The following is a 25,575-nucleotide window of genomic DNA, read 5'->3' as shown; positions in this document are numbered from 1 at the left end:
TCGCGGGAATTTGCCGTCATATGCCGACAACCGCCCTGATCTGGAAGCAACTCCCTTGATGATTCAACGGCTATTACCGTTTTTCCTGTTGGGAGCCCTGGCCCTGGGCGGCTGCGCGACGGTGAGTACTCCGCGCATCCCCAGCGACGCCCTCCCCGCCGCGCAATCGTCGTTCGGCCGCTCGATCCAGGCCCAGGCGGCGCCTTATCAAGGCCGCTCCGGCTTTCGCCTGTTGCCCAACAGCAGCGAGGCGTTCATGGCCCGCGCCGAGCTGATCCGCAACGCCCAGACCAGCCTCGACCTGCAGTACTACATCGTGCACGACGGCATCAGCACGCGCATGCTGGTGGACGAACTGCTCAAGGCCGCCGACCGTGGCGTGCGGGTGCGCATCCTGCTGGACGACACCACCAGCGACGGCCTCGACCAGATCATCGCCACCCTTGCCGCCCATCCCAAGATCGAGATCCGCCTGTTCAACCCGTTACACCTAGGGCGCAGCACAGGCGTTACGCGCGCCATGGGCCGGCTGTTCAACCTCTCGCTGCAACACCGGCGCATGCATAACAAGCTGTGGCTGGCGGACAACAGCGTGGCCATCGTCGGCGGGCGCAACCTGGGGGATGAGTATTTCGACGCCGAACCCAACCTGAACTTCACTGATATCGATATGCTCAGCGTGGGCCCGGTGGCCGAACAGTTGGGTCACAGCTTCGACCAGTACTGGAACAGCGCGCTGAGCAAGCCGATTGATGACTTTGTCTCCAATACGCCCTCCAAAGGCGACCTGGCCGCTGCGCGCGTGCGCCTGGAAGCGTCTCTCGCCGAGTCGCGTCAACAGAACCACGCGCTGTACAACCGCTTGCGCACCTACCAAACCCAGCCGCGCATGGACACCTGGCGCCGTGAGCTGATCTGGGCCTGGAACCAGGCGCTGTGGGACGCGCCGAGCAAGGTGCTGGCCAAGGCCGATCCGGATCCTCGGTTGTTGCTCACCACGCAACTGGCGCCGGAGCTGGAAGGCGTCAACCACGAGTTGATGATGATTTCGGCTTATTTCGTGCCAGGGCAACCTGGACTGGTGTACCTGACGGGGCGCGCCGATGCAGGTGTGTCGGTGAGCCTGCTGACCAATTCCCTGGAAGCCACCGACGTGCCTGCCGTGCACGGCGGTTATGCGCCCTATCGCAAAGCGCTGCTGGAGCATGGAGTGAAGCTCTATGAGTTGCGCCGCCAACCGGGCGACCCCAGTGGCGGCAGCGGCCCCCACCTGTTTCGTCGCGGCACCTTCCGGGGTTCAGATTCGAGCTTGCACAGCAAGGCGATGATCTTTGATCGGGAGAAGTCGTTTATTGGTTCATTCAACTTCGACCCGCGCTCGGTGCTATGGAATACCGAAGTGGGTGTGCTGGTCGACAGCCCGGAGCTGGCAGAGCACGTGCGCAACCTGGCGCTGCAAGGCATGGCGCCGCCCTTGAGCTATGAGGCGAAACTGCAGGACGGCCAAGTCGTGTGGGTGACCGAAGATAACGGCCAACTGCACACTTTGACCCGCGAGCCGGGCAGTTGGTGGCGACGGTTCAATGCCTGGTTCGCCACCTCCGTCGGCCTGGAACGCATGTTGTAGGAGCGAGCTCGCTCGCGAAAAACGTTAACGATAACGCGTGCCGTCTGGTTTACCGCGGCGTCCTTGAGTTCTTCGCGAGCAAGCTCGCTCCTACACCGGCTGTGTTGCACCGAATGCGCCTTGGCGCAGCAACAGCAGCACCAGGCCCAGCGCACCCGCGGCCATCAGCAACGGCAATGCATGCCCGCTGATCCACTGGCTGCCCGCGCCTGCCACCAGTGGGCCAACCAGGCAACCGATTCCCCACAGTTGCGCAACATGGGCATTGGCACGCACCAGCGCATCGTCGCGGTAACGCTCGCCGATCAGGATCAACGATAGGGTGAACAACCCTCCGGCACTCGCGCCGAACAACACCCAGATCGGCCAGATCAACAGCGTGTGCATCAGCAGTGGAATCGCCAGGCTCGACACCAGCAACAACACCGCACAGCTCAGGAACAGCGTGCGTCGCGGCAGGTAGTCGGCCAGTGCCCCGATGGGCAACTGCAGCAGCGCATCGCCGACCACCACTGTGCTGACCATGGCCAGGGCGATTTCGGCGGTGAAGCCTTGTTGCAGGCAATACACCGGCAACAACGTCAGAATCATCGCCTCGAAGGCGGCGAATAAAGCCACCGCCCAGGCAATCGCCGGCAGACTCAGGCAGAAGCGCCAGAGGTCGGCGAAGGTCACGCTGAAGGACTCGGCGGTTGGCGCGCCGGAGCGGCCCAGCAACAGGAATGGCGCCACGACTAACAGGCCTGCGCCGACCCAGAAACCGTAGTCATGATCGGTACCGATCAAGCCCAGCAGCAACGGGCCTGACAGTTGACTCAAGGCATAACTGCAGCCATACAGCGCCACCAGCCGGCCGCGCCACTGCTCCACCACCAACTGGTTGATCCAGCTTTCGCCGAGGATAAACACGATAGTCAGAATCACGCCGATCATCAGGCGCAGCACCAACCAGACCGGGTAGCTGGGCAGGATCGCCAGCAAGCCGATGGACACCGCGCCCGCCCACAGGCACAGGCGCATGAGGTTGGCGGTGCCGAGCCATGAGGCCATGCGGCTGGAGATTTTCGCGCCGAGCAGTACGCCAAAGGCCGGCATGGCTGCCATCACGCCGATGGCGAAACTGCCGTAGCCCCAGCTTTCGAGGCGCAGGGACACCAGCGGCATACTGACGCCCAGGGCCAAACCGACGCTGAGCACCGAAGCCAGGACGGCGAAATAAGTCGCCCAACGCATGTCCACGCTCCTGTGGATAATTTTCAGGGAGTGCAAAACGAACTGTAGGAGCGAGCTTGCTCGCGAAAAACGTTAACGATGACGCGCCTATCCTGGATAAACGCGGCGCCTTCTAGTTCTTCGCGAGCACGCTCGCTCCTACAGGGATCAGCGGTGTTGCTTAGAGCTTGATCCAGGTCGCCTTCAGCTCGGTGTACTTGTCGAACGCATGCAGCGACTTGTCGCGACCGTTGCCCGACTGCTTGAAGCCACCAAACGGCGCGGTCATGTCACCGCCGTCGTACTGGTTGACCCACACACTACCGGCGCGCAGGGCTTTGGCGGTGAGGTGTGCCTTGGAGATATCCGCCGTCCACACCGCTGCGGCCAGACCGTAGATGGTGTCGTTGGCAATGGCGACCGCTTCTTCGGCGCTGTCGAAGGTAATCACCGACAGGACCGGGCCAAAGATCTCTTCCTTGGCGATCTTCATCGCGTTGGTCACACCGTCGAAAATCGTCGGCTCCACATAAGTGCCGCCGGTTTCTTCCAGCGTGCGCTTGCCACCGGCGACCAACTTGGCGCCATCGGCATGACCGGCTTCGATGTACGAGAGCACGGTGTTCATTTGCTGGGTGTCCACCAGCGCGCCGACGTTGGTGGCCGGATCCAGTGGGTTGCCAGGCTTCCAGCCCTTGAGGGCGTCGATCACCAGCGGCAGGAATGTGTCCTTGATGGAACGCTCGACCAGCAGGCGCGAACCGGCGGTGCAGACTTCGCCCTGGTTGAAGGCGATGGCGCCGGCGGCGGATTCGGCGGCGGCTTGCAGGTCGGGCGCATCGGCAAACACAATGTTCGGGCTCTTGCCACCGGCTTCCAGCCACACGCGCTTCATGTTCGATTCGCCGGAGCGGATCAACAGTTGCTTGGCGATCTTGGTCGAACCGGTGAACACCAGGGTGTCGACGTCCATGTGCAGCGCCAGCGCGTTGCCGACCGTGTGGCCATAACCTGGCAGCACGTTGAACACACCTTTGGGAATACCGGCTTCAACGGCCAGGGCCGCGATGCGGATGGCAGTCAGCGGGGATTTTTCAGACGGCTTGAGGATCACCGAGTTACCGGTGGACAGCGCCGGGCCAAGCTTCCAGCAGGCCATCATCAGCGGGAAGTTCCACGGCACAATCGCGCCGACCACACCAACCGGCTCGCGGGTCACTAGGCCCAACTGGTCGTGCGGGGTGGCGGCAACTTCGTCGTAGATCTTGTCGATGGCCTCGCCACTCCAGCTCAGGGCATTTGCCGCGCCGGGTACGTCGATGTTCAGGGAGTCGCTGATCGGCTTGCCCATGTCCAGGGTTTCGAGCAGCGCCAGCTCTTCGGCATTGGCCTTGAGCAACGCGGCGAAACGCAGCATGGCGGATTTGCGTTTGGCCGGCGCCAGGCGCGACCACACACCGGAGTTGAAGGTGGCGCGGGCGTTTTCGACGGCGCGCTGGGCGTCGGCCACGTCACAGCTGGCAACGGTGGCCAGCAGGCGGCCGTCGACCGGGCTAATGCATTCGAAGGTGTCACCGGAAACGGCGGCGGTGTACTCGCCATTGATGTAGGCGCGGCCTTCGATCTTCAGATCCTTGGCGCGTTGTTCCCAGTCGGCACGGGTCAGGGTGGTCATGCGAGTGTCCTCCTCTTATTGAATACAAGGGCCAGGGGATGTCCCTCGGCAGCCTTAAAGAATTCTTGCCCGCCAGCCAATGGTTCGGCGCAAGGCAGCTGCCACCCTAAACCAGCGGCTGGGGATGTTTCAATATATTTGACATAACGCCGGTAAACGCCCTTGCGATGTTCATTTTAATAAACATAGACTTTGGGCTCTCCAACCGCAGGCCAGACGGGACACGCACATGAGCATCCAGGACATCGTCGACTTCAGCCAAGCCAAGACCGCCGCCGAGCGCTACCGCCCTGCCGCCGAAAAAATCCTCAAGGGTGATCCCGAGCAAACGATCTACAACCACTACAACAGTCCCTGCGGCCAGATGAACGCGGGCGTTTGGGAAGGTGAAGTCGGGCAGTGGAAGGTCAACTACACCGAGCATGAATACTGCGAAATTGTGCAGGGCGTTTCAGTACTGCGTGATGCCGATGGCAACGCCAAGACCCTGCGCGCCGGTGACCGCTTCGTGATCCCGGCCGGGTTCAGCGGCACCTGGGAAGTGCTGGAGCCGTGCCGCAAGATCTACGTGGTGTTCGAACAGAAAGCCTGACCGGCAAATCGCAGGCAAAAAAAAGCCCGAATCGTGAGAGACGGGCTTTTTTTCACAAGGAGGAAAATCAATTACTTGATTTTGCCTTCTTTGTAGATCACGTGCTTGCGAACGCGCGGGTCGAACATTTTCTTTTCGAGCTTGTCCGGGGTAGTACGCTTGTTCTTGTCGGTAGTGTAGAAGTGACCAGTACCGGCGCTAGAGATCATTCGAATCAATTCACGCATGATATAGCTCCTTAGATTGTGCCAGCGCGGCGCAATTCAGCCAGCACGACAGTGATGCCACGCTTGTCGATGATGCGCATGCCTTTAGCAGATACGCGCAGACGGACGAAACGTTTCTCTTCTTCAACCCAGAAGCGGTGATGCTGCAGGTTCGGCAGGAAACGACGACGGGTTTTGTTATTTGCGTGGGAAATGTTATTCCCAGTCACCGGACCCTTACCGGTAACTTGACAGACTCTCGACATGCCTCAGCCCTCTAAAACCACATGCCCAACCCGGCATGGGTTGGCCGCTTAATCTCTCAGTCATTTGGCGCCAGGCGCCGCGTTTCTTTAGGGTCTTACCGGCTACACCTACAAGCGAAGGAACCGGGCCCCTAGAAAAGAGCGCTGCTTTATACCAGAAAGACCCAGGTGCAACAACAGCCCGAGTGTTTTTACTGGCGTAAATCTTGGCGGCAGACGCCTGAACCGTTGCCAGGAGGGGCCGCTGTCACAGCCGACCGCTCGTCGCACAGAATGATTTACAGCGCCCGCGCGCACGATGAAGTGCTCGGCAAAACGCGCTGAGGTGCCATCAAAACAGCATTTGGGGCAAAAGCACAGGCAAAAATGGGCTAGTCATTTACCAATCAGACCACTACGGTAGGACTTTTCCAGACTGCACTCGCAGATGGGCCTTCGATCTGCAAAGGAAACCGAACATGCGCCTCGCTGCCCTACCGCTATTGCTCGCCCCTCTCTTTATCGCGCCGCTGGCCTCTGCCGCCAGTAACTTGAGCGTCTGCACCGAGGCCAGCCCCGAAGGGTTCGATGTGGTGCAATACAACTCGCTGACCACCACCAACGCCTCGGCCGATGTGCTGATGAACCGCCTGGTGGACTACGACGCGGCCAGCGGGAAACTGGTGCCTAGCCTGGCGGACAGCTGGGAGGTCTCACCAGATGGCCTGACCTATACCTTCAAGCTGCACCCGGAGGTGAAATTCCACCGCACCGAATACTTCACCCCCAGCCGCACCCTGACCGCCGAAGACGTGCGCTTCAGCTTCGAGCGCATGCTTGACCCGGCCAACCCCTGGCACAAGATCGCCCAGAGTGGCTTCCCCCATGCGCAATCGTTGCAACTGCCAACGCTGGTCAAGAAAATCGACGCCCTCGACCCGCTGACCGTGCGCTTCACCCTGGATCACGCCGACTCCACCTTCATCGCCGCCCTGAGCATGGGTTTTGCCTCGATCTACCCGGCGGAATACGCCGACAAATTGCTCAAGGCGGGCACGCCGGAGAAGCTCAACAGCCAGCCGATCGGCACTGGGCCGTTCATCTTCAGCCGGTTCCAGAAAGATGCCGTGGTGCGCTACAAGGCCAACCCGGATTACTTCGCCGGCAAACCGTCTGTGGATAACTTGATCTTCGCCATCACTCCCGATGCCAACGTGCGCCTGCAGAAATTGCATCGCGACGAGTGCCAGATTGCCCTGTCACCCAAGCCACTGGATGTGGGCGAAGCCGAAAAAGACCCGGCACTGAAAGTGGAGAAAACGGCGGCCTTCATGACCGCCTTCGTGGCTATCAACAGCCAGCACCCACCCTTGGACAAGCCGGAAGTGCGCCAGGCGATCAACCTGGCTTTCGACAAAGGCAGCTACCTCAAGGCCGTATTTGAAGGCACCGCCGAAGCCGCCAACGGCCCCTACCCGCCTAACACCTGGAGCTACGCCAAGGACCTGCCGGGTTATCCACAGGACCTCGCCAAGGCCAAGGCACTGCTGGACCGCGTCGGGCTCAAGGACGGCTTCAAGACCACTATCTGGACACGCCCCACCGGCAGCCTGCTGAACCCTAATCCGAACCTTGGCGCACAACTGTTGCAGGCTGACCTGGCCAAGGTCGGCATCCAGGCCGAAATCCGCGTGATCGAATGGGGCGAGCTGATCCGCCGCGCCAAGGCCGGCGAGCACGACCTGCTGTTCATGGGCTGGGCCGGCGACAACGGCGACCCGGATAACTTCCTGACCCCGCAGTTCTCCTGCGCAGCGGTGAAATCCGGCACCAACTTCGCGCGCTACTGCGACCCCGCACTGGACAAGCTGATCAGTGCCGGCAAAACCACCAGCGAGCAAGGCGTGCGCAGCAAGCTCTACCAGCAGGCCCAGGCGCAGATCCAGCAACAGGCGCTGTGGTTGCCGCTCGCACACCCGACCGCGTTTGCCCTGGCCCGCAAGAGTGTCGAGGGCTACCAGGTGAGCCCGTTCGGGCGCCAGGATTTCTCGAAGGTCAGCGTCAAGCCCTGAGCACCCGGCCCGCCCCGATGGGGCGGGCTTACATCCACCCATACTCCGCCATCGACAACGGGTCTCCATCCCCCACGATGATGTGATCCAACACCCGCACATCCACCACTTCCAAGGCTTTTTGCAGCAACTTGGTCAATTTTCGATCAGCCGCGCTCGGTTCAAGGCTGCCCGAAGGATGGTTGTGGCACAGGATCAGTGCCGCCGCGTTGTATGCGAGGGCGCGCTTGACCACTTGCCGGGGGTAGACCATCGCCGCATCGATGGTGCCCTGGGACAACGCCTCGAAACCCAGCACCCGATGCTTTGAATCGAGAAACAGACACCCGAAGGTCTCATGAGGCTCATGGCGCAACAACGCCTTGAGATAATCACGCACGGCCACCGGGCTTTCCAGCACCGAGTCTTTGCGCAGGCGCTCGGCCATGTGGCGACGGGCCATTTCCAGCACCGCCTGCAACTGGGCGAACTTCGCCGGCCCCAACCCCAATTGCTGGCTGAACAGCGCCTGGCTGGCCTCCAGCAACGGGCGCAAACCACCAAATTGCGCCAACAGGTGGCGCGCCAGGTCCACCGCGCTGCGACCGGATACCCCGGTACGCAGGAATATCGCGAGCAGTTCGGCATCCGACAGGCTCGCCGCGCCCCCTTCCAAAAGCTTTTCCCGGGGCCGCTCCGCCACCGGCCAATCGCGAATACTCATTCCACCTCCCTCTCCATACGCGCCGTGGTATGTGCGCCGCTGTTGCCCAGCGGACGCTGTGTTATCGTAGGCCCTCTTTTTTGCATGTGATTTCCCCTGGGGAGGGGGCATCGCAGGCGTCACTGAACTGGCATCACTGAACTGGAAAGGCAAACCAATGCAGCGTCTGTATCGGAAACGCATCGTTCTCGGCGTTGGCGGCGGCATTGCCGCCTACAAGAGCGCAGAACTGGTTCGCAGGCTCCTGGACCAAGGCGCCGAAGTGCGCGTGGTCATGACCCGCGGTGGCAGTGAGTTCATCACCCCACTGACCATGCAGGCGCTCTCCGGCCACCCGGTTCACCTGGACCTGCTGGACCCGGCAGCCGAAGCCGCCATGGGCCATATCGAGCTGGCCAAATGGGCCGACCTGGTGCTGATCGCCCCGGCCACCGCCGACCTGATCGCCCGCCTGGCCCAAGGCATCGCCGATGACCTGCTGACCACCCTGGTACTGGCCACCGACGCCACCGTCGCCATCGCCCCGGCCATGAACCAGGCCATGTGGCGCGACCCGGCGACCCAGGCCAACACCCAACTCCTGCAAAGCCGTGGCCTCAAGGTGTTCGGCCCGGCGTCCGGCAGCCAGGCCTGCGGCGATGTCGGCATGGGCCGCATGCTCGAAGCTACCGACCTGGCGCTGTGCGCCGCCGAGTGTTTCCAGCACTTGGCCCTGACCGGCAAGCATGTGTTGATCACCGCCGGCCCGACCCAGGAAAACATCGACCCGGTGCGCTACATCACCAACCATAGCTCAGGAAAAATGGGCTTTGCCCTGGCTGAAGCGGCGGTCGAGGCAGGCGCACGCGTCACCCTGATCACCGGCCCGGTGCATTTGCCGACCCCGGATAGGGTCACGCGCATCGACGTAGTCAGCGCCCGGGACATGTTGGCGGCCTGTGAGGCGGCCATTCCGTGCGACCTGTTCATCGCCTCAGCAGCGGTTGCGGACTACCGCCCGGAAGTGGTCGCCCCGCAAAAGCTCAAGAAAGACCCTACAAGCGGCGACGGCCTGCTCCTGCAAATGGTGCGCAACCCAGATATCCTGGCCACCATCGCCACGCGCCCGGACCGTCCGTTCAGCGTCGGCTTCGCCGCCGAGACCGAGCATTTGCTGGACTACGCCGCACGCAAATTGAAAGACAAAAACCTCGACCTGATCGTTGCCAACGATGTCGCCAACCCGAGCATCGGCTTCAACAGCGAGGAAAACGCCTGCAGCGTGATCGACCGCGACCTGCACGCCACCCTTTTCGCCCAGACCAGCAAGGGCAAGATTGCCCGCCAACTGATCTCTTTTATCGCCCAACGGCTGAACCAGGTTTAATTTCCATGCACGCTTTGCAAGCCAAGATCCTCGACCCACGCATCGGCAACGAATTCCCACTGCCGGCCTACGCCACCCCAGGCTCCGCCGGCCTCGACCTGCGCGCCATGCTCAAGGAAGATACTGTCCTTGAGCCGGGCCAGACCCTTCTGATTCCGACCGGCCTGTCGATCTACGTGGGCGACCCTGGCCTGGCAGCGCTGATCCTGCCGCGCTCCGGCCTGGGCCATAAACACGGCATCGTGCTGGGCAACCTGGTGGGCCTGATCGACTCGGACTACCAGGGCGAACTGATGGTGTCGTGCTGGAACCGTGGCCAGACCGCGTTCAACATCGCCGTCGGCGAACGCATCGCCCAGTTGGTACTGGTTCCGGTAGTGCAAGCGCACTTCGAACTGGTACAGGAGTTTGATGAAACCCAACGCGGCGCAGGCGGTTTTGGGCATTCCGGCAGTCACTGACTAAGCTGAATCTGGCCGGGCGCCGTTGCCCGGCCCGACGCCACCGCAAGGCTTTTCAGGACGAAGAATGCGCGGATTTTATCAGCGAGATTTCTCAATAGAAATCAAAGCATTACGCAAGCATAAACACGGAGCCAGCGCTCCGATGGCATTTTTGCACCACGAACTCTCTGCCGAAAACACCGTCATACCCTTCAGTTTGAGCCTGCCGGTCAGCCACATTAAGGCCAGCTTTGCCCCCTTCAGATGGAGTTTCCCCCCGCGATGAGTACCGCAGCCCGCGTAGCCCCAGCATTTCCCGACAGTATCTTTCGCGCCTATGACATCCGTGGCGTGGTGCCCAAGACCCTGACGGCCGAAACCGCCTACTGGATTGGCCGCGCCATCGGCTCCCAGAGCCTGGCCCAGGATGAACCCAACGTTTCGGTCGGCCGTGACGGTCGCCTGTCCGGCCCGGAGCTGGTGGAGCAACTGATCCAGGGCCTGGCCGATAGCGGTTGCCATGTCAGCGACGTGGGCCTGGTGCCAACGCCCGCGCTGTACTACGCCGCCAACGTATTGGCCGGCAAGTCCGGGGTGATGCTCACCGGTAGCCACAACCCGTCGGACTACAACGGTTTCAAGATCGTCATCGCTGGCGACACCCTGGCCAACGAACAGATCCAGGCCCTTCACGACCGCCTGAAAAACAACGATCTGACCAGCGGCAAGGGCACCATCACCAAAGTCGACATCCTGCAACGCTACTCTGATGAAATCACCCGTGACGTCAAACTCGCGCGCCGCCTCAAAGTGGTGGTGGATTGCGGCAACGGCGCGGCTGGCGTGATCGCCCCGCAACTGCTCGAAGCCTTGAACTGCGAAGTGATTCCGTTGTTCTGCGAGGTCGACGGCAACTTCCCTAACCACCACCCGGACCCAGGCAAGCCTGAGAACCTGGTGGACCTGATCGCCAAGGTCAAGGAAACCGGAGCTGATGTCGGCCTGGCCTTTGACGGCGACGGCGACCGTGTGGGCGTAGTCACCGAAACGGGCGAGATCGTGTTCCCGGACCGCCTGCTGATGTTGTTTGCCCGCGATGTAGTCGCGCGCAACCCAGGCGCCGAGATCATCTTCGACGTGAAGTGCACCCGCCGCCTCACGCCGCTGATCAAGGAATATGGCGGTCGCCCGCTAATGTGGAAGACCGGTCACTCGTTGATCAAAAAGAAAATGAAGGAAACCGGCGCGCTGTTGGCCGGCGAAATGAGCGGCCACGTGTTCTTCAAGGAGCGCTGGTTCGGCTTTGACGACGGGATTTACAGCGCTGCGCGCCTGCTGGAGATCCTCAGCAAGGAAAAATCCACCGCCGAAGAGCTGTTCCAGACCTTCCCGAACGATATTTCTACGCCAGAGATCAATATCCATGTGACCGAGGAGAGCAAATTCAGCATCATTGACGCACTGCACGATGCGCAATGGGGCGAAGGCGCCAACCTGACCACCATTGATGGTGTGCGAGTCGATTACGCCAAAGGCTGGGGCCTGGTTCGCGCGTCCAACACCACACCGGTGCTGGTCCTGCGTTTCGAGGCGGATACCGAGGCTGAGTTGCAGCGCATCAAGGACGTGTTCCACGCCCAGTTGAAACGTGTTGCCCCTGATCTCCAATTACCGTTCTGATTTTTTACCGGAGCCCTGAATGACCCTCGAACGCGAAGCCGCTGCCAACACTGCCAAGGTCCTGTCCGAAGCGTTGCCTTATATCCGACGCTATGTCGGCAAGACGCTGGTGATCAAGTACGGCGGCAATGCCATGGAAAGCGACGAGCTGAAAACCGGCTTTGCCCGCGACATCGTGTTGATGAAAGCCGTGGGGATCAACCCGGTGGTGGTGCACGGCGGCGGCCCGCAAATCGGCGACCTGCTCAAGCGCTTGTCGATCGAGAGTCACTTCATCGATGGCATGCGCGTCACTGACGCGCAGACCATGGACGTGGTGGAGATGGTCCTCGGCGGCCAGGTCAACAAGGACATCGTCAACCTGATCAACCGTCACGGCGGCAGCGCCATCGGCTTGACCGGCAAGGACGCGGAGCTGATCCGCGCGAAAAAGCTGACGGTAACCCGTCAGACGCCAGAGATGACCCAGCCGGAAATCATCGACATCGGCCAAGTGGGCGAAGTGGTTGGCGTGAACACCGACCTGCTGAACCTGCTGGTGAAAGGCGACTTCATTCCGGTGATCGCGCCGATCGGCGTGGGTGCCAATGGCGAGTCCTACAACATCAACGCCGACCTGGTGGCCGGCAAGGTGGCCGAAGCGCTGAAAGCTGAAAAGCTGATGCTGCTGACCAACATCGCCGGCCTGATGGACAAGGAAGGCAAGGTGTTGACCGGCCTGACCACGCAACAAGTGGACGAGTTGATCGCCGACGGCACCATCTACGGCGGCATGCTGCCGAAGATCCGTTGCGCGCTGGAAGCGGTGCAAGGCGGCGTGGGCAGCTCGCTGATCATCGATGGCCGGGTACCGAATGCGGTACTGCTGGAGATCTTCACGGATACCGGCATGGGCACGCTGATCAGTAACCGCAAGCGTCCTTAAGCATCAAAAAAGCCCCACCTCCTGTAGGAGCGAGCTTGCTCGCGAAAAACCTGAAGGCGCCGCGTTTATCCAGAATAAACGCGTCATCGTTAACGTTCTTCGCGAGCAAGCTCGCTCCTACAGGGTGAGGCTTTTTGTTGGGTGGCGATTACTGAACGCCGAACTGCTCGCGATACGCCTTCACCGCCGGCAGGTGTTGCTTGAGCTGCGGGTCATCTTCCAGGAACTGCAGCACCTGGTTCAGCGATACGATGCTCACCACAGGAATGCCAAAATCACGCTCCACTTCCTGGATCGCCGACAATTCACCGTTGCCACGCTCCTGGCGGTTCAGCGCGATCAGCACGCCAGCAGCCTTGGCACCCTCTTGCGAAGCGATGATCTGCATCACTTCACGGATCGCGGTACCGGCGGTGATCACGTCATCGATGATCAGCACGTCGCCCTTGAGCGGAGCCCCGACCAGACTGCCGCCTTCACCGTGGGCCTTGGCCTCTTTGCGGTTGAAACACCATGGCAGGTCCTGGCCATGATGCTCAGCCAAAGCCACGGCTGTTGCCGCTGCCAGGGGGATACCCTTGTAGGCTGGACCGAACAGCACGTCGAAGGAAATACCGCTTTCAACGATGGCTGCCGCGTAGAAACGACCCAGTTGGGCCAGGGCCGAACCCGAGTTGAACAAGCCTGCATTGAAGAAATACGGGCTGGTGCGCCCGGACTTCAAAGTGAACTCACCGAAGCGCAAAACGCCGCGATCGATAGCAAAACGAATGAAATCGCGTTGATACGCCTGCATGAAAAAAGCCTCAGATACCACGGATTTAGCTAATTGGGTGGACGGCGTGTATCATACACGCACGCGATTTTTGGGGCCATTTATGCGGATCATCAGTGTGAACGTTAATGGTATTCAGGCTGCAGTCGAGCGTGGTTTGCTCAGTTGGCTGCAAGCCCAGAATGCCGACGTCATCTGCCTGCAGGATACCCGTGCCTCCGCCTTTGAACTGGACGACCCAGCCTTCCAACTGGATGGCTACTTCCTTTATGCCTGCGATGCCGAAGTGCCCACCCAAGGTGGCGTGGCTTTGTATTCGCGGTTGCAACCCAAGGCGGTCATCAGCGGCCTCGGCTTCGAGACAGCCGACCGCTACGGGCGCTACCTGCAAGCCGATTTCGATAAGGTCAGCATCGCGACCTTGCTGCTCCCTTCGGGGCAGAACGGCGATGAAGACTTGAACCAGAAGTTCAAGCTAATGGACGACTTCGCCCGTTACCTGGATAAACAGCGACGCAAACGTCGCGAGTACATTTATTGTGGCTCGCTGTACGTGGCGCAACAGAAGCTGGATATCAAGAACTGGCGCGACAGCCAGCAATCCCCGGGTTTCCTGGCGCCAGAACGGGCCTGGATGGACGAGATTGTCGGCAACATGGGTTATGTGGATGCCCTGCGCGAAGTCAGCCGCGAAGGCGACCAGTACAGCTGGTGGCCGGATAACGAACAGGCTGAGATGCTCAACCTGGGCTGGCGTTTTGACTATCAGCTGCTGACCCCAGGTCTGCGCCGGTTTGTTCGTAGCGCCCGCCTGCCGCGCCAGCCACGCTTCTCGCAGCACGCGCCGCTGATCGTGGACTACGACTGGACACTGACCATCTGAGGTCTTTTTCCAGGCACAAAAAAACCGACATTGCTGTCGGTTTTTTTGTGGACGCTCATTATTTGATCACACGCCAGGTCAACGGGTAGCGGTAGGCGATCCCCTTGTTGGCCTTGATGCTGCCGATGATGGTCAGCACGATTGTGGCGATCGCCATGGCAAACATCAGGAAAAACCCAACTATCGTGAACGCCAGTACGATGCAGGCTATCCAGGCGATGGCCACGGTGATCTGGAAGTTCAAGGCCTCCTTGCCCTGATCATCAATGAACGCATCCTTTTCCTTCTTCATTTGCCACAGGATCAGCGGCCCCACGACACTGCCGAAAGGGAACACAAACCCGAGAAACGCCGCGAGATGGCACAACATTGCCCCCTGCCGCACTTCGTAGGAAGGCGTGGACACCGGCACTTGGCTGTCATTCATGGCGCTTCTCCTTGAGGCGGGTTCAGTCAGCCAGGGCGGCATTCTGCAGTTCGAAGATTTCGGTCATGCCTTTCTGGGCCAGGGCCAGCATGGCGTTCAGGTCGGCCGGCTGGAATGGCGCGCCTTCGGCGGTGCCCTGTACTTCGATGAAACCACCGGTGCTGGTCATGACCACGTTCAGGTCGGTCTCGGCAGCAGAGTCTTCCAGGTAGTCCAGGTCCAGCACAGGCTCACCCTGGTACATGCCCACCGACACAGCGGCGATCATTTGCTTGAGCGGGTCACCGCCTTTCAGGCCGCCACGCTTCTTGATCACTTTGAGTGCATCAACCAGGGCCACCATGGCGCCGGTGATGGACGCAGTACGGGTACCGCCGTCGGCCTGGATCACGTCGCAGTCGACGTACAGGGTCACGTCGCCCAGCTTGGACATGTCCAGGGCTGCGCGTAGGGAGCGACCGATCAGGCGCTGGATCTCCAGGGTACGGCCGCCCTGCTTGCCACGGCTGGCTTCACGCTGGTTACGCTCGCCGGTGGCGCGCGGCAGCATGCCGTACTCGGCGGTCAACCAACCCTGGCCCTGGCCCTTGAGGAAACGCGGCACGCCGTTTTCGACGCTGACGGTGCAGATGACCTTGGTATCGCCAAACTCGACCAGTACAGAACCCTCGGCGTGTTTGGTGTAGTTGCGGGTGATGCGGATCGAGCGGAGCTGATCGGCAGCGCGACCACTTGGACGTTTCATAGGGAGACACCTGTACTGAGGACGAAAAACTGCCGAGCATTATAGAGCCGCGAGCCGTTTCGGGGCACTGCTAAAAAATCCGGTTACGAATGCTCGAGTTTGGGCGTGTCCGCCCCACTGCGCTACAATCCTGCGCCTTCAGACTGTAGGAGCGAGCTTGCTCGCGAAAAAGGTCAACGATAACGCGCCCTTCCAGATTTAACGCGGCGCACTTGAGTTCTTCGCGAGCAAGCTCGCTCCTACAAAAAGCCTAATCATCGGCCCGTGCTTGCGGGCTGCAACGCGAGGTACCTCCATGGTGCACAGCATGACCGCCTTCGCCCGCGTCGAAAAAGCCGGCGTCCAAGGCACCCTGAGCTGGGAATTGCGCTCGGTCAACAGCCGTTACCTGGAGCCGCACCTGCGCCTGCCGGAATCGTTTCGCGACCTCGAAGGCGCCGTGCGCGAAGCGCTGCGCCAGGGTATTTCCCGCGGCAAGCTGGAATGCACCCTGCGCTTTACCGAAGAAACCACCGGCAAGGCCTTGCAGATTGACCGCGACCGCGCCGCGCAACTGGTCGCCGCCGCCGAAACCATCGCCGGCCTGATCAAGCAGCCGGCCGCGCTCAACCCGCTGAAAGTGCTGGCCTGGCCCGGCGTGCTGGTGGCCGATGCCACCGACCCGCAAGCCCTCAACGCCGAAGCCCTGGCCCTGTTCAACCAAGGCCTCAAAGAGCTGAAAGCCGGCCGCGAGCGCGAAGGCGCCGAGCTGGCCCGCCTGATCAGCGAGCGCCTGACCGCCATCGAAGAAGACGTGATCACCCTGCGTGAGCTGGTGCCGCAGATGCTCGCCACCCAGCGCCAGAAGGTGCTCGACCGTTTCGCCGACATGAAGGCCGACCTCGACCCGACGCGCCTGGAACAGGAAATGGTCCTGCTCGCGCAGAAGAGCGACGTTGCCGAAGAACTCGATCGCCTGAGCACCCACATCCTCGAAGTGCGCCGCGTGCTCAAGTCCGGTGGTGCCGCCGGTCGGCGTTTGGACTTCCTGATGCAGGAACTCAACCGCGAAGCCAATACACTCGGCTCCAAGGCGTTCGACCCGCGCAGCACCACGGCGGCGGTCAACCTCAAAGTGTTGATCGAGCAGATGCGCGAACAAGTACAGAATATTGAGTAAGGCAACCTCCATGACCCACAGCACCGGCACCCTGTACATCATTTCCGCCCCCTCGGGCGCGGGCAAAAGCAGCCTGGTCAAGGCCCTGACCGACGCTGACGAGCAGATCCGCATCTCGGTCTCCCACACCACCCGCGCCATGCGTCCGGGTGAAGTGAACGGCGTGCACTATCACTTTGTCGAGCGCACCGAGTTCGTCAAGATGATCGAACACGGCGACTTCCTGGAGCGTGCCGAAGTATTCGGCAACCTCTACGGCACGTCGCAAAGCCACCTGCAGCAGACTCTGGATGAAGGCCACGACCTGATCCTGGAAATCGACTGGCAGGGCGCCGAGCAAGTCCGCAAGCTGATGCCCCAGGCGCGCTCGATCTTCATCCTGCCGCCATCGCTGGAAGCCTTGCACCAGCGCCTGACCAACCGTGGCCAGGACAGTGACGAGATCATCGATGGCCGCATGCGTGAAGCCGTCAGCGAAATGAGCCACTACGTCGACTACGACTACCTGATCATCAACGACGATTTTGCCCACGCACTGGACGATCTGAAGGCGATTTTCCGCACCAATCAACTCCAGCAAAAGCGCCAGCAACAGCGTTTCGGTAAATTACTGGCCGAACTGCTCGGTTGATTGGCTCTTCCCAAAACTGCTGCAAGGGCTTTACATTGGCACTTGTAGCGGTTTTGCGAGGGCCTGCGAAAAATCAGCGCTTCCCTAAACGCTGGTGATTTTTTAAACTGTTTAGTCCGCTCGCCCAACCGGGCAGCGCGCATCTTGCATTCGCTCCGAGGAATACCATGGCCCGCGTAACCGTTGAAGACTGCCTAGAACACGTGGATAACCGCTTTGAGCTGGTCATGCTCTCTACCAAGCGTGCCCGTCAACTGGCCACTGGCGGCAAAGAGCCCCTGGTCCAGTGGGAAAACGACAAGCCTACCGTTGTAGCCCTGCGTGAAATCGCTGAAGGCCTGATGAGCTACGAGTTCATCGCCAACGCCGAAATCGTTGAAGACGAACCGCTGTTTGCAGCGTTCGAGGACGAGTCCAACGAGGCCGTCTAAGCCTATGCCTGGTCGACGTAGCACGGCGCGGGGTCACAGCCAACGGCAGGAGTTCACACTTTGCCGAGCATAGACGCCCTCGCCGATCGCTTATCGGCCTACCTCGGCCCAGACCAGGTCAACCTGGTCCGCCGAGCGTATTTCTACGCCGAACAAGCCCACGACGGCCAGCGCCGCCGCAGTGGTGAGGCGTATGTCACCCATCCTCTTGCGGTGGCAAACATTCTTGCCGACATGCACATGGACCATCAGAGCCTGATGGCCGCGATGCTGCATGACGTGATCGAAGACACCGGCATCGCCAAGGAAGCGCTCAGCGCACAATTTGGCGAAACCGTGGCCGAACTGGTCGACGGGGTCAGCAAACTGACCCAGATGAATTTCGAGACCAAGGCCGAAGCCCAGGCGGAAAACTTCCAGAAAATGGCCATGGCCATGGCCCGCGATATCCGGGTGATCCTGGTCAAGCTGGCCGACCGGCTGCACAACATGCGCACGCTGGAAGTGCTGTCCGGCGAAAAACGCCGGCGCATCGCCAAGGAAACCCTGGAAATCTACGCGCCCATCGCCAACCGGCTGGGCATGCACGCCATTCGTATCGAATTCGAAGACCTCGGCTTCAAGGCCATGCACCCGATGCGTTCGGCACGCATCTACCAGGCGGTCAAGCGCGCCCGGGGCAACCGCAAGGAAATCGTCAACAAGATCGAAGAGTCGCTGAGCCATTGCCTGGCGATCGACGAAATCGAGGGCGAGGTCAGCGGCCGGCAGAAGCATATCTACGGCATCTACAAGAAGATGCGCGGCAAGCGTCGGGCCTTCAACGAGATCATGGACGTGTATGCGTTCCGGATCATCGTCGACAAGGTCGACACCTGCTACCGCGTGCTGGGCGCTGTACATAATTTGTACAAACCGCTGCCGGGGCGCTTCAAGGATTACATCGCAATTCCCAAGGCCAACGGCTACCAGTCGCTGCATACCACGCTGTTTGGTATGCATGGGGTGCCGATCGAGATCCAGATCCGTACCCGCGAAATGGAAGAGATGGCCAACAACGGCATCGCCGCCCATTGGCTGTACAAATCCAGCGGCGACGAGCAGCCAAAAGGCACTCATGCCCGCGCCCGTCAGTGGGTCAAGGGCGTGCTGGAAATGCAGCAACGTGCCGGCAACTCCCTAGAATTCATCGAAAGCGTGAAGATCGACCTGTTCCCGGACGAGGTCTACGTGTTCACGCCCAAAGGCCGAATCATGGAGCTGCCCAAAGGCTCCACGGCGGTCGACTTTGCCTATGCCGTGCACACTGACGTGGGCAACAGCTGCATCGCCTGTCGGATCAATCGTCGTCTCGCACCGCTGTCCGAGCCGCTGCAAAGTGGCTCCACGGTCGAGATCGTCAGCGCACCGGGCGCACGCCCGAACCCGGCCTGGCTGAACTTTGTGGTCACCGGCAAGGCGCGCACGCACATCCGCCACGCCCTGAAACTGCAGCGCCGCTCCGAGTCCATCAGCCTGGGCGAACGCCTGCTGAACAAGGTGCTCAACGGTTTCGACAGCGCCCTGGACAAGATTCCTACAGAGCGCGTGCAGGCGATGCTCCACGAATACCGCCAGGAAACCATCGAAGACCTGTTGGAAGATATCGGCCTGGGCAACCGCATGGCCTACGTAGTCGCCCGCCGCCTGCTTGGCGAAGGCGAACAGTTGCCAAGCCCGGAAGGCCCACTGGCGATTCGTGGCACCGAGGGCCTGGTGCTCAGTTACGCCAAGTGCTGCACGCCGATCCCGGGCGACCCGATTGTCGGCCATTTGTCGGCGGGCAAAGGCATGGTGGTGCACCTGGACAACTGCCGCAACATCACCGAAATCCGCCACAACCCGGAAAAATGCATCCAGCTCTCATGGGCCAAAGATGTCACCGGTGAATTCAATGTCGAGCTGCGCGTGGAGCTGGAACACCAGCGCGGCCTGATCGCCCTGCTGGCCAGCAGCGTCAACGCGGCCGACGGCAATATCGAGAAGATCAGCATGGACGAACGCGATGGTCGCATCAGCGTGGTCCAGTTGGTGGTCAGCGTTCACGACCGCGTGCACCTGGCCCGCGTGATCAAGAAACTGCGCGCCTTGACGGGTGTGATCCGCATCACTCGCATGCGCGCCTAAGCCACATTACAAGGAGTCATTCATGACCAAGACTGTTATCACCAGCGATAAAGCCCCGGCCGCCATCGGCACCTACTCCCAGGCGATCAAGGCAGGCAACACCGTCTACATGTCCGGCCAGATTCCACTGGACCCAAAGACCATGGAACTGGTTGAAGGCTTCGAAGCACAGACCGTACAGGTCTTCGAAAACCTCAAGTCGGTGGCCGAGGCTGCCGGCGGTTCGTTCAAAGACATCGTCAAGCTGAACATCTTTCTCACCGACCTGAGCCACTTCGCCAAGGTCAACGAGATCATGGGCAAGTACTTCGAACAGCCGTACCCAGCCCGCGCCGCCATCGGCGTTGCCGCCCTGCCAAAGGGCGCGCAGGTTGAGATGGACGCGATTCTGGTCATCGAGTAAAACACCCGGCGCAGCCCCCATAGGCTGCGCCGACTTCGTTTTAAAAGGATTTCATGATGCGCAAAGCGCTTGTAGCCTCATCACTGCTCGCCCTGTTGCTCGGCGGCTGCGCCAGCAACCCTGCCGACTTGGATGTGAGCGGCACCTGGATCAACCAGGTCGCCATCGATGCGGCAGCCAAAGGCGGCCCTTTGCGTGAAGCTCTGCAGAGCTTTGGCCCGAACCTCGAGTGGGAGGTGAATACCAAGGCTTCGCAGGCGCGCTACTACAACGGTTTTGAAGTAGCGGAAGGCAAATTGCTGGGTGAAAAATCCGGCGCCTGGAGCGTGGACTTCTACGGCAGCTCCGCCACCGAACTCAAGCGTAAAGGCAAACAGCTGCTGCAAGTGGCCAACGACAACGAGCCTGAACAGCTGTTCGCCCGCCCTAAAGAGCCCGCACCGGAAGGCGCGCCACTGGGCGCCAACTTCGAGCGCGCACTGTACGCCGCTTATATGGGGGGCGACTGGAAGATCCTCGACGGCTTCGGCAGCGGCGCCATCGTGCAATTCCAAGCCAACGGCAAAGTCGCAGGCCTGCCGAATGTCGATCAATACTCGCTGTGCCTGGCGGGTGATTGCGCGTCGATGAGCGGTGGCTACGACAGCATCTGGCTGCAATTGAATGGCCAGGGCAACCCGTGGATCTTTGTGCGCAAAGGCAAGCAACTGGAGATCTTCCAGGCGATCAATACCGCACAGGCGGATGAGGTGCCTCAGTTCACCCCTGGCCCTCGCCAATGGCTGCTGGAAAAACAGTGATAAAAAAGGAGCCCTTGGGCTCCTTTTTCATTTAACGCTGGCCTTCGAGGATCGCCGCGTAACCTTCCCGGTAACTCGGGTAGGTCGGCGTCCAACCCAACGCCTTGGCTCGGGCATTGCTGCATTGCTTGCTGCCAGCACGCCGCACACTCGCGTCATCAGCCCACTCGGTCACACCCAGGTACTCGCGCAACCAACCCACCACTTCAGCCAGCGGCGCAGGCGCATCGTCGACGCCGATGTAGACCTTCTCCAGCGAGCCGCCGTTTTCCACATGCCGCAACAAAAACGCCAGCAAACCCGCTGCGTCATCTGCGTGAATGCGGTTGCCATATAAAGGTGGGTCGATTGCCACGCGGTAGCCTTGGCGAACCTGGGTCAACAGCCATTCGCGGCCCGGTCCATAGATACCCGTCAGACGCACAATGCTGGCGGGGATGCCACTGTCGAGCGCAACTTGCTCAGCCTCCAACATTACCTGCCCGGAATATCCCTTCGCCTGCGTCTCCGACGTTTCGTCGACCCACTCGCCATTCTGCTGCCCGTAGACGCTGCTGCTGGACACAAACAGCAGGTGCTTAGGCTCCTGGCCGTAGTCGCCCAGCCACTCCAGCACATGTTTCAGCCCTTCTACATAAGCAGCGCGGTAGCCGGCTTCGTCATGGTCCGTCGCAGCCGCGCAGTACACCAGGTAATCCACCCCGCCGATCGGCCAGGTGTCAGGACAGTCCTTGTTGAACAGGTCACCGGCGATGCCGATCACACCGTCGGGCAGCCGCGAAACATCGCGGCGCAGGCCATGGACCTCCCATTCCGAGGCGAGCAACTGGCTGGCCAGCCGGCTCCCCACATCGCCACAGCCGGCAATCACAACAGAAGGCGCAGACATCACAAAACTCCGTACTGAAAGGTCTAGATTAGCCCTCGCGAGTGACAGACGGCCAGAAAAAGCACAAATAAAGTTACTGTATTACTTCTGTTAACAAGAATTACTTGCAATAATAACCGCCCATTTGTCCTCGACCCACTGGGTCTGGAAGGACGATCACTCATTTTTTTCTCTCAGGTCCGGCCAGCATGACACGTAATACAACCCCCGCTTCGCCAACCAAGCTTCACAGCCCATCCCGCGCCTGGCGCGCGATAGCTGCGCTGCTGTTCAGCGTCCTGCTGGCACCGACCGCCGCATTCGCTGATGCCACCGCACCCGCCACCCCGGCTGCCGCCGAGCACAACACTGCGACACCGGCTGCTCCAGCGGCTGCGCCGTTCGCCACCGACCCGGCCCTGGCGGCTGACCCGGCATCCGCCGACGACACCGGTGTGGTGCTGGAAGAAGACAACACCCTGGGCATGGCCCATGACCTGTCGCCGTGGGGCATGTACCAGAATGCTGACGTGGTGGTGAAAGCCGTCATGATCGGTCTGGCCATCGCGTCGATCATCACCTGGACCATCTGGATCGCCAAGGGCTTCGAGCTGCTGGGCGCCAAACGTCGTCTGCGCACTGAAATCGTCCACCTGAAAAAGGCTACCACCCTCAAGGAAGCCAGCGAAAGCGCGACCAAGAAGGGCACCCTGGCCAACACTCTGGTGCACGACGCGCTGGAAGAAATGCGCCTGTCGGCCAACACCCGCGAAAAAGAAGGCATCAAGGAACGTGTGGCCTTCCGTCTGGAGCGCCTGGTGGCGGCCTGCGGTCGCAACATGAGCAGCGGCACCGGCGTGCTGGCAACCATCGGTTCCACCGCGCCGTTCGTCGGCTTGTTCGGTACCGTGTGGGGCATCATGAACAGTTTCATCGGCATCGCCAAAACCCAGACCACCAACCTTGCCGTCGTTGCCCCTGGCATCGCCGAAGCCCTGCTGGCGACCGCCCTGGGCCTGGTTGCCGCAATTCCTGCGGTGGTGATCTACAACGTCTTCGCCCGTTCGATTGCCGGCTACAAGGCCCAGGTATCGGACGCGTCGGCAGAAGTCCTGCTGCTGGTCAGCCGCGACCTCGATCACCTGCCTACCGAGCGCAGCTCGCAACCGCACATGGTGAAAGTGGGGTAATCGGCCATGGGCCTGCATTTGAATCAAGGCGACGACGAACTCGTCGAGAACCACGAAATCAACGTCACGCCGTTTATCGACGTGATGCTGGTGCTGCTGATCATCTTCATGGTGGCGGCACCGTTGGCGACCGTGGACATCAAGGTCGACCTGCCCGCGTCCAGCGCAAAACCTGCGCCACGGCCGGAGAAACCGATCTTCCTCAGCGTCAAGGCGGACCAACGCCTGTTCCTGGGCGAAGAAGAAGTCAAAGCTGAAACCCTGGGCCCGGTGCTCGACGCCAAGACCCAAGGCAAGAAAGACACGACGATCTTCTTCCAGGCTGACAAGGGCGTGGACTATGGCGACTTGATGAGCGTGATGGATGCCCTGCGGGCAGCCGGCTACCTCAAGGTCGGCCTGGTCGGACTTGAGACGGCAGCCAAGAAATGATCACGACGCGCCACAAACTGACGCGTTATGGCACCAGCCTCGCCGTCGTACTGGGCGTGCATGCCGTCGCGATCGCTATCGCGCTTCATTGGTCGGCGCCGCGTACGGTGCAGCTACCACCGGCTGCCATGGTCATCGACCTGGCACCGATGCCAGCCCCGCCGCCGCCAGCACCGCCCAAGGTGGTAACGCCGCCGCAACCGCCTGCACCGGTGGAAGAGCTGCCCCTGCCGAAACTGGCCGAGGCGCCCAAGCCAACGATCCAGGTGCCCAAGCCGGTCAAGCCCAAGCCCAAACCGCAGCCGCCCAAGCCGGTGGAGAAGAAGATCGAGCCGCCCAAGGAGAAACCTTCCGAGGACCCGCCGAGCGACGCTCCGCCGACCCAGGCACCGGCAGAAAAATCGGCCCAGCCCGTACCTGGCCCTTCGCCGCAACAGATCGCTGCCAAAGCGTCCTGGGAAGGCACCCTGCTGGCGCACCTGCAGAAGTACAAGAAGTACCCGCCCGGCGCGCAGGCCCGTGGCAAGGAAGGCCTGAACCGCCTGAAGTTCGTGGTCGATGCCGAAGGCAACGTGCTGTCCTACGAGTTGGTGGGCCGCTCCGGCAACGCCGACCTGGACCGCGCCACCTTGGACATGATCCGTCGTGCCCAGCCGCTGCCCAAGCCACCGGCAGACATGCTCAAAGGTGGCAGCATCGAGATCGTTGCACCGTTCGTGTACAACATCGAGAAGCGTCGTCGGTAAAGGTTGCAGGAGTCAGCTTGTATGGGAGCTGGCTTGCCTGCGATAGCATCACCTCGGTGCAACTGATAGACCGAGGTGCCTGCATCGCGGGCAAGCCGGCTCCCACATTTGATTTCATTGCCTCAAAAATCCATTTTTCAGCTAAATCCTCCGCACTCCCCGCTCAATCCCCAGCAAAGTTCTGATAACGTGCGTCTATCGATTGCAGCCGGTATGCTTGGCCCGCAACTTCATGGACGCCTGCTATGACTCTTACAGAATTACGCTACATCGTTACCCTCGCCCAAGAGCAGCACTTCGGCCACGCGGCCGAGCGTTGCCATGTCAGCCAGCCGACGCTGTCGGTGGGCGTGAAAAAGCTTGAAGACGAACTCGGTGTGCTGATTTTCGAGCGCAGCAAGAGCGCCGTGCGCCTAACGCCGGTGGGCGAAGGCATTGTGGCCCAGGCCCAGAAGGTGCTGGAGCAGGCACAGAGCATTCGCGAACTGGCCCAGGCCGGCAAGAACCAGCTGACCGCACCGCTGAAAGTCGGCGCCATCTACACCGTCGGTCCTTACCTCTTCCCACACCTGATCCCGCAACTGCACCGCGTCGCGCCGCAGATGCCGTTGTATATCGAAGAAAACTTCACCCATGTGCTGCGCGACAAACTGCGCAACGGCGAGCTGGACGCGATCATCATCGCCCTGCCGTTCAACGAAGCGGACGTGTTGACACTGCCGCTCTACGACGAGCCGTTCCAGGTGCTGATGCCGGCCGACCATCCGTGGACCAAAAAAGACACCATTGACGCCGCCCTGCTCAACGACAAGAGCCTGCTGCTGCTGGGCGAAGGCCACTGCTTCCGTGACCAGGTATTGGAAGCCTGCCCGACCCTGACCAAGGGCAACGACGGCGCCAAACATACCACCGTGGAATCCAGCTCCTTGGAAACCATCCGGCACATGGTCGCCTCCGGCCTGGGCATTTCGATCCTGCCGCTGTCGGCGGTGGACAGCCATCACTACGCCCCCGGCGTGATCGAAGTGCGCCCACTGACGCCGCCGGTGCCGTTCCGCACCGTGGCGATTGCCTGGCGCGCCAGCTTCCCACGACCGAAAGCGATTGAGATCCTCGCCGATTCGATCCGCCTGTGCTCGGTGGCCAAGCCGACGGCTGCGAGCTAAGCAACGG

At 61.0% G+C, this 25,575-nt stretch carries 26 protein-coding genes and 1 pseudogene; 18 read left to right on the top strand and 9 right to left on the bottom strand.

Features of this window, described 5'->3' with window-relative positions; genetic code table 11:
• Positions 1 to 58: 58 nt before the first annotated feature.
• A complete protein-coding gene (locus HX868_RS27875) occupies positions 59 to 1,627 on the top strand; it encodes a phospholipase D family protein (protein ID WP_033901954.1) in 1,569 nt (522 codons plus the stop codon).
• 90 nt (positions 1,628 to 1,717) lie between these two features.
• Here HX868_RS27875 and HX868_RS27870 read toward each other — a convergent pair whose 3' ends face one another.
• Together HX868_RS27870 and HX868_RS27865 are read right to left on the bottom strand one after the other, a co-directional pair.
• Positions 1,718 to 2,860 carry an MFS transporter gene (locus HX868_RS27870; protein ID WP_177005053.1) on the bottom strand — a complete coding sequence of 381 codons (1,143 nt, stop codon included), beginning with the start codon at positions 2,858 to 2,860 and terminating at the stop codon, positions 1,718 to 1,720.
• A gap of 160 nt (positions 2,861 to 3,020) precedes the next feature.
• Positions 3,021 to 4,514 (bottom strand): aldehyde dehydrogenase, encoded by a 1,494-nt coding sequence (locus HX868_RS27865; protein ID WP_177005052.1) that lies wholly within the window; start codon positions 4,512 to 4,514, stop codon positions 3,021 to 3,023.
• A 229-nt stretch (positions 4,515 to 4,743) separates the two neighbouring features.
• Between HX868_RS27865 and HX868_RS27860 the strand changes: the two genes are divergently transcribed.
• A complete protein-coding gene (locus HX868_RS27860) occupies positions 4,744 to 5,106 on the top strand; it encodes a cupin domain-containing protein (protein WP_177005051.1) in 363 nt (120 codons plus the stop codon).
• A 71-nt stretch (positions 5,107 to 5,177) separates the two neighbouring features.
• On the opposite strand, the gene rpmG is transcribed toward HX868_RS27860, so the two are convergent.
• Entirely contained in the window at positions 5,178 to 5,333 is a 156-nt protein-coding gene (rpmG, locus tag HX868_RS27855) for a 50S ribosomal protein L33 (protein ID WP_003176906.1), read from the bottom strand.
• Between the two features lie 11 nt (positions 5,334 to 5,344).
• Positions 5,345 to 5,578 (bottom strand): 50S ribosomal protein L28, encoded by a 234-nt coding sequence (gene rpmB, locus HX868_RS27850; protein WP_010207494.1) that lies wholly within the window; start codon positions 5,576 to 5,578, stop codon positions 5,345 to 5,347.
• 458 nt (positions 5,579 to 6,036) lie between these two features.
• Between rpmB and HX868_RS27845 the strand changes: the two genes are divergently transcribed.
• A complete protein-coding gene (locus HX868_RS27845) occupies positions 6,037 to 7,629 on the top strand; it encodes an ABC transporter substrate-binding protein (RefSeq protein ID WP_177005050.1) in 1,593 nt (530 codons plus the stop codon).
• A 28-nt stretch (positions 7,630 to 7,657) separates the two neighbouring features.
• Here the strand turns inward: HX868_RS27845 and radC are convergent, their stop codons facing one another.
• Positions 7,658 to 8,332: a RadC family protein gene (gene radC, locus HX868_RS27840; protein ID WP_095013996.1), complete on the bottom strand. Its 675-nt coding sequence runs from the start codon at positions 8,330 to 8,332 to the stop codon at positions 7,658 to 7,660.
• Positions 8,333 to 8,489: 157 nt separating this feature from the next.
• On the opposite strand from radC, the gene coaBC reads away from it, so the two are divergent.
• The 4 genes and pseudogenes from coaBC to argB all read left to right on the top strand — a co-directional run bounded on the left by coaBC (position 8,490) and on the right by argB (position 12,746).
• Positions 8,490 to 9,698: a bifunctional phosphopantothenoylcysteine decarboxylase/phosphopantothenate--cysteine ligase CoaBC gene (gene coaBC / locus HX868_RS27835; RefSeq protein ID WP_016970585.1), complete on the top strand. Its 1,209-nt coding sequence runs from the start codon at positions 8,490 to 8,492 to the stop codon at positions 9,696 to 9,698.
• 5 nt (positions 9,699 to 9,703) lie between these two features.
• Positions 9,704 to 10,159, top strand: coding sequence for a dUTP diphosphatase (dut, locus tag HX868_RS27830; RefSeq protein WP_110620471.1), 456 nt, complete (start codon positions 9,704 to 9,706; stop codon positions 10,157 to 10,159).
• Between the two features lie 240 nt (positions 10,160 to 10,399).
• A pseudogene (locus HX868_RS27825) lies at positions 10,400 to 11,821 on the top strand (phosphomannomutase/phosphoglucomutase); the annotation flags it as partial.
• A gap of 19 nt (positions 11,822 to 11,840) precedes the next feature.
• A complete protein-coding gene (gene argB, locus HX868_RS27820) occupies positions 11,841 to 12,746 on the top strand; it encodes an acetylglutamate kinase (RefSeq protein ID WP_016975925.1) in 906 nt (301 codons plus the stop codon).
• 148 nt (positions 12,747 to 12,894) lie between these two features.
• On the opposite strand, the gene pyrE is transcribed toward argB, so the two are convergent.
• Entirely contained in the window at positions 12,895 to 13,542 is a 648-nt protein-coding gene (pyrE, locus tag HX868_RS27815; protein WP_177005048.1) for an orotate phosphoribosyltransferase, read from the bottom strand.
• Between the two features lie 82 nt (positions 13,543 to 13,624).
• Between pyrE and HX868_RS27810 the strand changes: the two genes are divergently transcribed.
• Positions 13,625 to 14,404, top strand: a complete 780-nt coding sequence (locus tag HX868_RS27810) for an exodeoxyribonuclease III (RefSeq protein WP_003195493.1) — start codon at positions 13,625 to 13,627, stop codon at positions 14,402 to 14,404.
• 58 nt (positions 14,405 to 14,462) lie between these two features.
• Here HX868_RS27810 and HX868_RS27805 read toward each other — a convergent pair whose 3' ends face one another.
• Together HX868_RS27805 and rph are read right to left on the bottom strand one after the other, a co-directional pair.
• Positions 14,463 to 14,831: a DUF4870 domain-containing protein gene (locus tag HX868_RS27805; RefSeq protein ID WP_177005047.1), complete on the bottom strand. Its 369-nt coding sequence runs from the start codon at positions 14,829 to 14,831 to the stop codon at positions 14,463 to 14,465.
• Positions 14,832 to 14,853: 22 nt separating this feature from the next.
• The gene (gene rph / locus HX868_RS27800; protein WP_003213280.1) at positions 14,854 to 15,576 is read right to left on the bottom strand and encodes a ribonuclease PH; all 723 of its coding nucleotides are present in this window, start codon (positions 15,574 to 15,576) and stop codon (positions 14,854 to 14,856) included.
• Positions 15,577 to 15,871: 295 nt separating this feature from the next.
• On the opposite strand from rph, the gene HX868_RS27795 reads away from it, so the two are divergent.
• The 6 genes from HX868_RS27795 (at position 15,872) to HX868_RS27770 (ending at position 21,166) form a co-directional block, all read left to right on the top strand.
• The gene (locus tag HX868_RS27795; protein WP_177005046.1) at positions 15,872 to 16,735 is read left to right on the top strand and encodes a YicC/YloC family endoribonuclease; all 864 of its coding nucleotides are present in this window, start codon (positions 15,872 to 15,874) and stop codon (positions 16,733 to 16,735) included.
• Between the two features lie 10 nt (positions 16,736 to 16,745).
• Positions 16,746 to 17,366: a guanylate kinase gene (gene gmk / locus HX868_RS27790; protein WP_177005045.1), complete on the top strand. Its 621-nt coding sequence runs from the start codon at positions 16,746 to 16,748 to the stop codon at positions 17,364 to 17,366.
• A gap of 167 nt (positions 17,367 to 17,533) precedes the next feature.
• On the top strand, positions 17,534 to 17,797 hold the full coding sequence (rpoZ, locus tag HX868_RS27785) for a DNA-directed RNA polymerase subunit omega (protein WP_003176920.1): 264 nt from the start codon (positions 17,534 to 17,536) through the stop codon (positions 17,795 to 17,797).
• A 60-nt stretch (positions 17,798 to 17,857) separates the two neighbouring features.
• On the top strand, positions 17,858 to 19,963 hold the full coding sequence (spoT, locus tag HX868_RS27780) for a bifunctional GTP diphosphokinase/guanosine-3',5'-bis pyrophosphate 3'-pyrophosphohydrolase (RefSeq protein WP_016975931.1): 2,106 nt from the start codon (positions 17,858 to 17,860) through the stop codon (positions 19,961 to 19,963).
• A 22-nt stretch (positions 19,964 to 19,985) separates the two neighbouring features.
• Positions 19,986 to 20,366 carry a RidA family protein gene (locus HX868_RS27775; protein WP_003176922.1) on the top strand — a complete coding sequence of 127 codons (381 nt, stop codon included), beginning with the start codon at positions 19,986 to 19,988 and terminating at the stop codon, positions 20,364 to 20,366.
• A gap of 56 nt (positions 20,367 to 20,422) precedes the next feature.
• On the top strand, positions 20,423 to 21,166 hold the full coding sequence (locus HX868_RS27770) for a hypothetical protein (protein ID WP_177005044.1): 744 nt from the start codon (positions 20,423 to 20,425) through the stop codon (positions 21,164 to 21,166).
• A gap of 31 nt (positions 21,167 to 21,197) precedes the next feature.
• Here the strand turns inward: HX868_RS27770 and HX868_RS27765 are convergent, their stop codons facing one another.
• Entirely contained in the window at positions 21,198 to 22,055 is an 858-nt protein-coding gene (locus HX868_RS27765; RefSeq protein ID WP_177005043.1) for an SDR family oxidoreductase, read from the bottom strand.
• Between the two features lie 188 nt (positions 22,056 to 22,243).
• Here HX868_RS27765 and exbB point away from each other — a divergent pair, with 188 nt between their 5' ends.
• From exbB to HX868_RS27745, 4 genes are all read left to right on the top strand, one after another.
• Complete coding sequence (gene exbB / locus HX868_RS27760) at positions 22,244 to 23,224, top strand: tonB-system energizer ExbB (protein WP_177005042.1); 981 nt, start codon at positions 22,244 to 22,246, stop codon at positions 23,222 to 23,224.
• 6 nt (positions 23,225 to 23,230) lie between these two features.
• Positions 23,231 to 23,656 carry a TonB system transport protein ExbD gene (exbD, locus tag HX868_RS27755; RefSeq protein ID WP_003195519.1) on the top strand — a complete coding sequence of 142 codons (426 nt, stop codon included), beginning with the start codon at positions 23,231 to 23,233 and terminating at the stop codon, positions 23,654 to 23,656.
• Positions 23,653 to 24,402 (top strand): TonB family protein, encoded by a 750-nt coding sequence (locus HX868_RS27750; RefSeq protein WP_016975935.1) that lies wholly within the window; start codon positions 23,653 to 23,655, stop codon positions 24,400 to 24,402. Before exbD ends, HX868_RS27750 begins: the two co-directional genes overlap by 4 nt.
• 245 nt (positions 24,403 to 24,647) lie before the next feature.
• Positions 24,648 to 25,568 (top strand): hydrogen peroxide-inducible genes activator, encoded by a 921-nt coding sequence (locus tag HX868_RS27745; RefSeq protein WP_010207523.1) that lies wholly within the window; start codon positions 24,648 to 24,650, stop codon positions 25,566 to 25,568.
• Positions 25,569 to 25,575 lie beyond the last annotated feature (7 nt).

Source organism: Pseudomonas reactans (assembly GCF_013385825.1).
GTDB lineage: Bacteria > Pseudomonadota > Gammaproteobacteria > Pseudomonadales > Pseudomonadaceae > Aquipseudomonas > Aquipseudomonas reactans.
Note: the sequence above shows the minus strand (reverse complement) of the source record. Positions and strands in the feature narration are given on the sequence as shown.

Bases quoted from the DNA above. Each gene is read 5' to 3' on its own strand.
- HX868_RS27875 (WP_033901954.1), top strand. From the start codon at position 59: ATGATTCAACGGCTATTACCGTTTTTCCTGTTGGGAGCCCTGGCCCTG.
- HX868_RS27870 (WP_177005053.1), bottom strand. From the start codon at position 2,860: ATGCGTTGGGCGACTTATTTCGCCGTCCTGGCTTCGGTGCTCAGCGTC.
- HX868_RS27865 (WP_177005052.1), bottom strand. From the start codon at position 4,514: ATGACCACCCTGACCCGTGCCGACTGGGAACAACGCGCCAAGGATCTG.
- HX868_RS27860 (WP_177005051.1), top strand. From the start codon at position 4,744: ATGAGCATCCAGGACATCGTCGACTTCAGCCAAGCCAAGACCGCCGCC.
- rpmG (WP_003176906.1), bottom strand. From the start codon at position 5,333: ATGCGTGAATTGATTCGAATGATCTCTAGCGCCGGTACTGGTCACTTC.
- rpmB (WP_010207494.1), bottom strand. From the start codon at position 5,578: ATGTCGAGAGTCTGTCAAGTTACCGGTAAGGGTCCGGTGACTGGGAAT.
- HX868_RS27845 (WP_177005050.1), top strand. From the start codon at position 6,037: ATGCGCCTCGCTGCCCTACCGCTATTGCTCGCCCCTCTCTTTATCGCG.
- radC (WP_095013996.1), bottom strand. From the start codon at position 8,332: ATGAGTATTCGCGATTGGCCGGTGGCGGAGCGGCCCCGGGAAAAGCTT.
- coaBC (WP_016970585.1), top strand. From the start codon at position 8,490: ATGCAGCGTCTGTATCGGAAACGCATCGTTCTCGGCGTTGGCGGCGGC.
- dut (WP_110620471.1), top strand. From the start codon at position 9,704: ATGCACGCTTTGCAAGCCAAGATCCTCGACCCACGCATCGGCAACGAA.
- argB (WP_016975925.1), top strand. From the start codon at position 11,841: ATGACCCTCGAACGCGAAGCCGCTGCCAACACTGCCAAGGTCCTGTCC.
- pyrE (WP_177005048.1), bottom strand. From the start codon at position 13,542: ATGCAGGCGTATCAACGCGATTTCATTCGTTTTGCTATCGATCGCGGC.
- HX868_RS27810 (WP_003195493.1), top strand. From the start codon at position 13,625: ATGCGGATCATCAGTGTGAACGTTAATGGTATTCAGGCTGCAGTCGAG.
- HX868_RS27805 (WP_177005047.1), bottom strand. From the start codon at position 14,831: ATGAATGACAGCCAAGTGCCGGTGTCCACGCCTTCCTACGAAGTGCGG.
- rph (WP_003213280.1), bottom strand. From the start codon at position 15,576: ATGAAACGTCCAAGTGGTCGCGCTGCCGATCAGCTCCGCTCGATCCGC.
- HX868_RS27795 (WP_177005046.1), top strand. From the start codon at position 15,872: ATGGTGCACAGCATGACCGCCTTCGCCCGCGTCGAAAAAGCCGGCGTC.
- gmk (WP_177005045.1), top strand. From the start codon at position 16,746: ATGACCCACAGCACCGGCACCCTGTACATCATTTCCGCCCCCTCGGGC.
- rpoZ (WP_003176920.1), top strand. From the start codon at position 17,534: ATGGCCCGCGTAACCGTTGAAGACTGCCTAGAACACGTGGATAACCGC.
- HX868_RS27775 (WP_003176922.1), top strand. From the start codon at position 19,986: ATGACCAAGACTGTTATCACCAGCGATAAAGCCCCGGCCGCCATCGGC.
- HX868_RS27770 (WP_177005044.1), top strand. From the start codon at position 20,423: ATGCGCAAAGCGCTTGTAGCCTCATCACTGCTCGCCCTGTTGCTCGGC.
- HX868_RS27765 (WP_177005043.1), bottom strand. From the start codon at position 22,055: ATGTCTGCGCCTTCTGTTGTGATTGCCGGCTGTGGCGATGTGGGGAGC.
- exbB (WP_177005042.1), top strand. From the start codon at position 22,244: ATGACACGTAATACAACCCCCGCTTCGCCAACCAAGCTTCACAGCCCA.
- exbD (WP_003195519.1), top strand. From the start codon at position 23,231: ATGGGCCTGCATTTGAATCAAGGCGACGACGAACTCGTCGAGAACCAC.
- HX868_RS27750 (WP_016975935.1), top strand. From the start codon at position 23,653: ATGATCACGACGCGCCACAAACTGACGCGTTATGGCACCAGCCTCGCC.
- HX868_RS27745 (WP_010207523.1), top strand. From the start codon at position 24,648: ATGACTCTTACAGAATTACGCTACATCGTTACCCTCGCCCAAGAGCAG.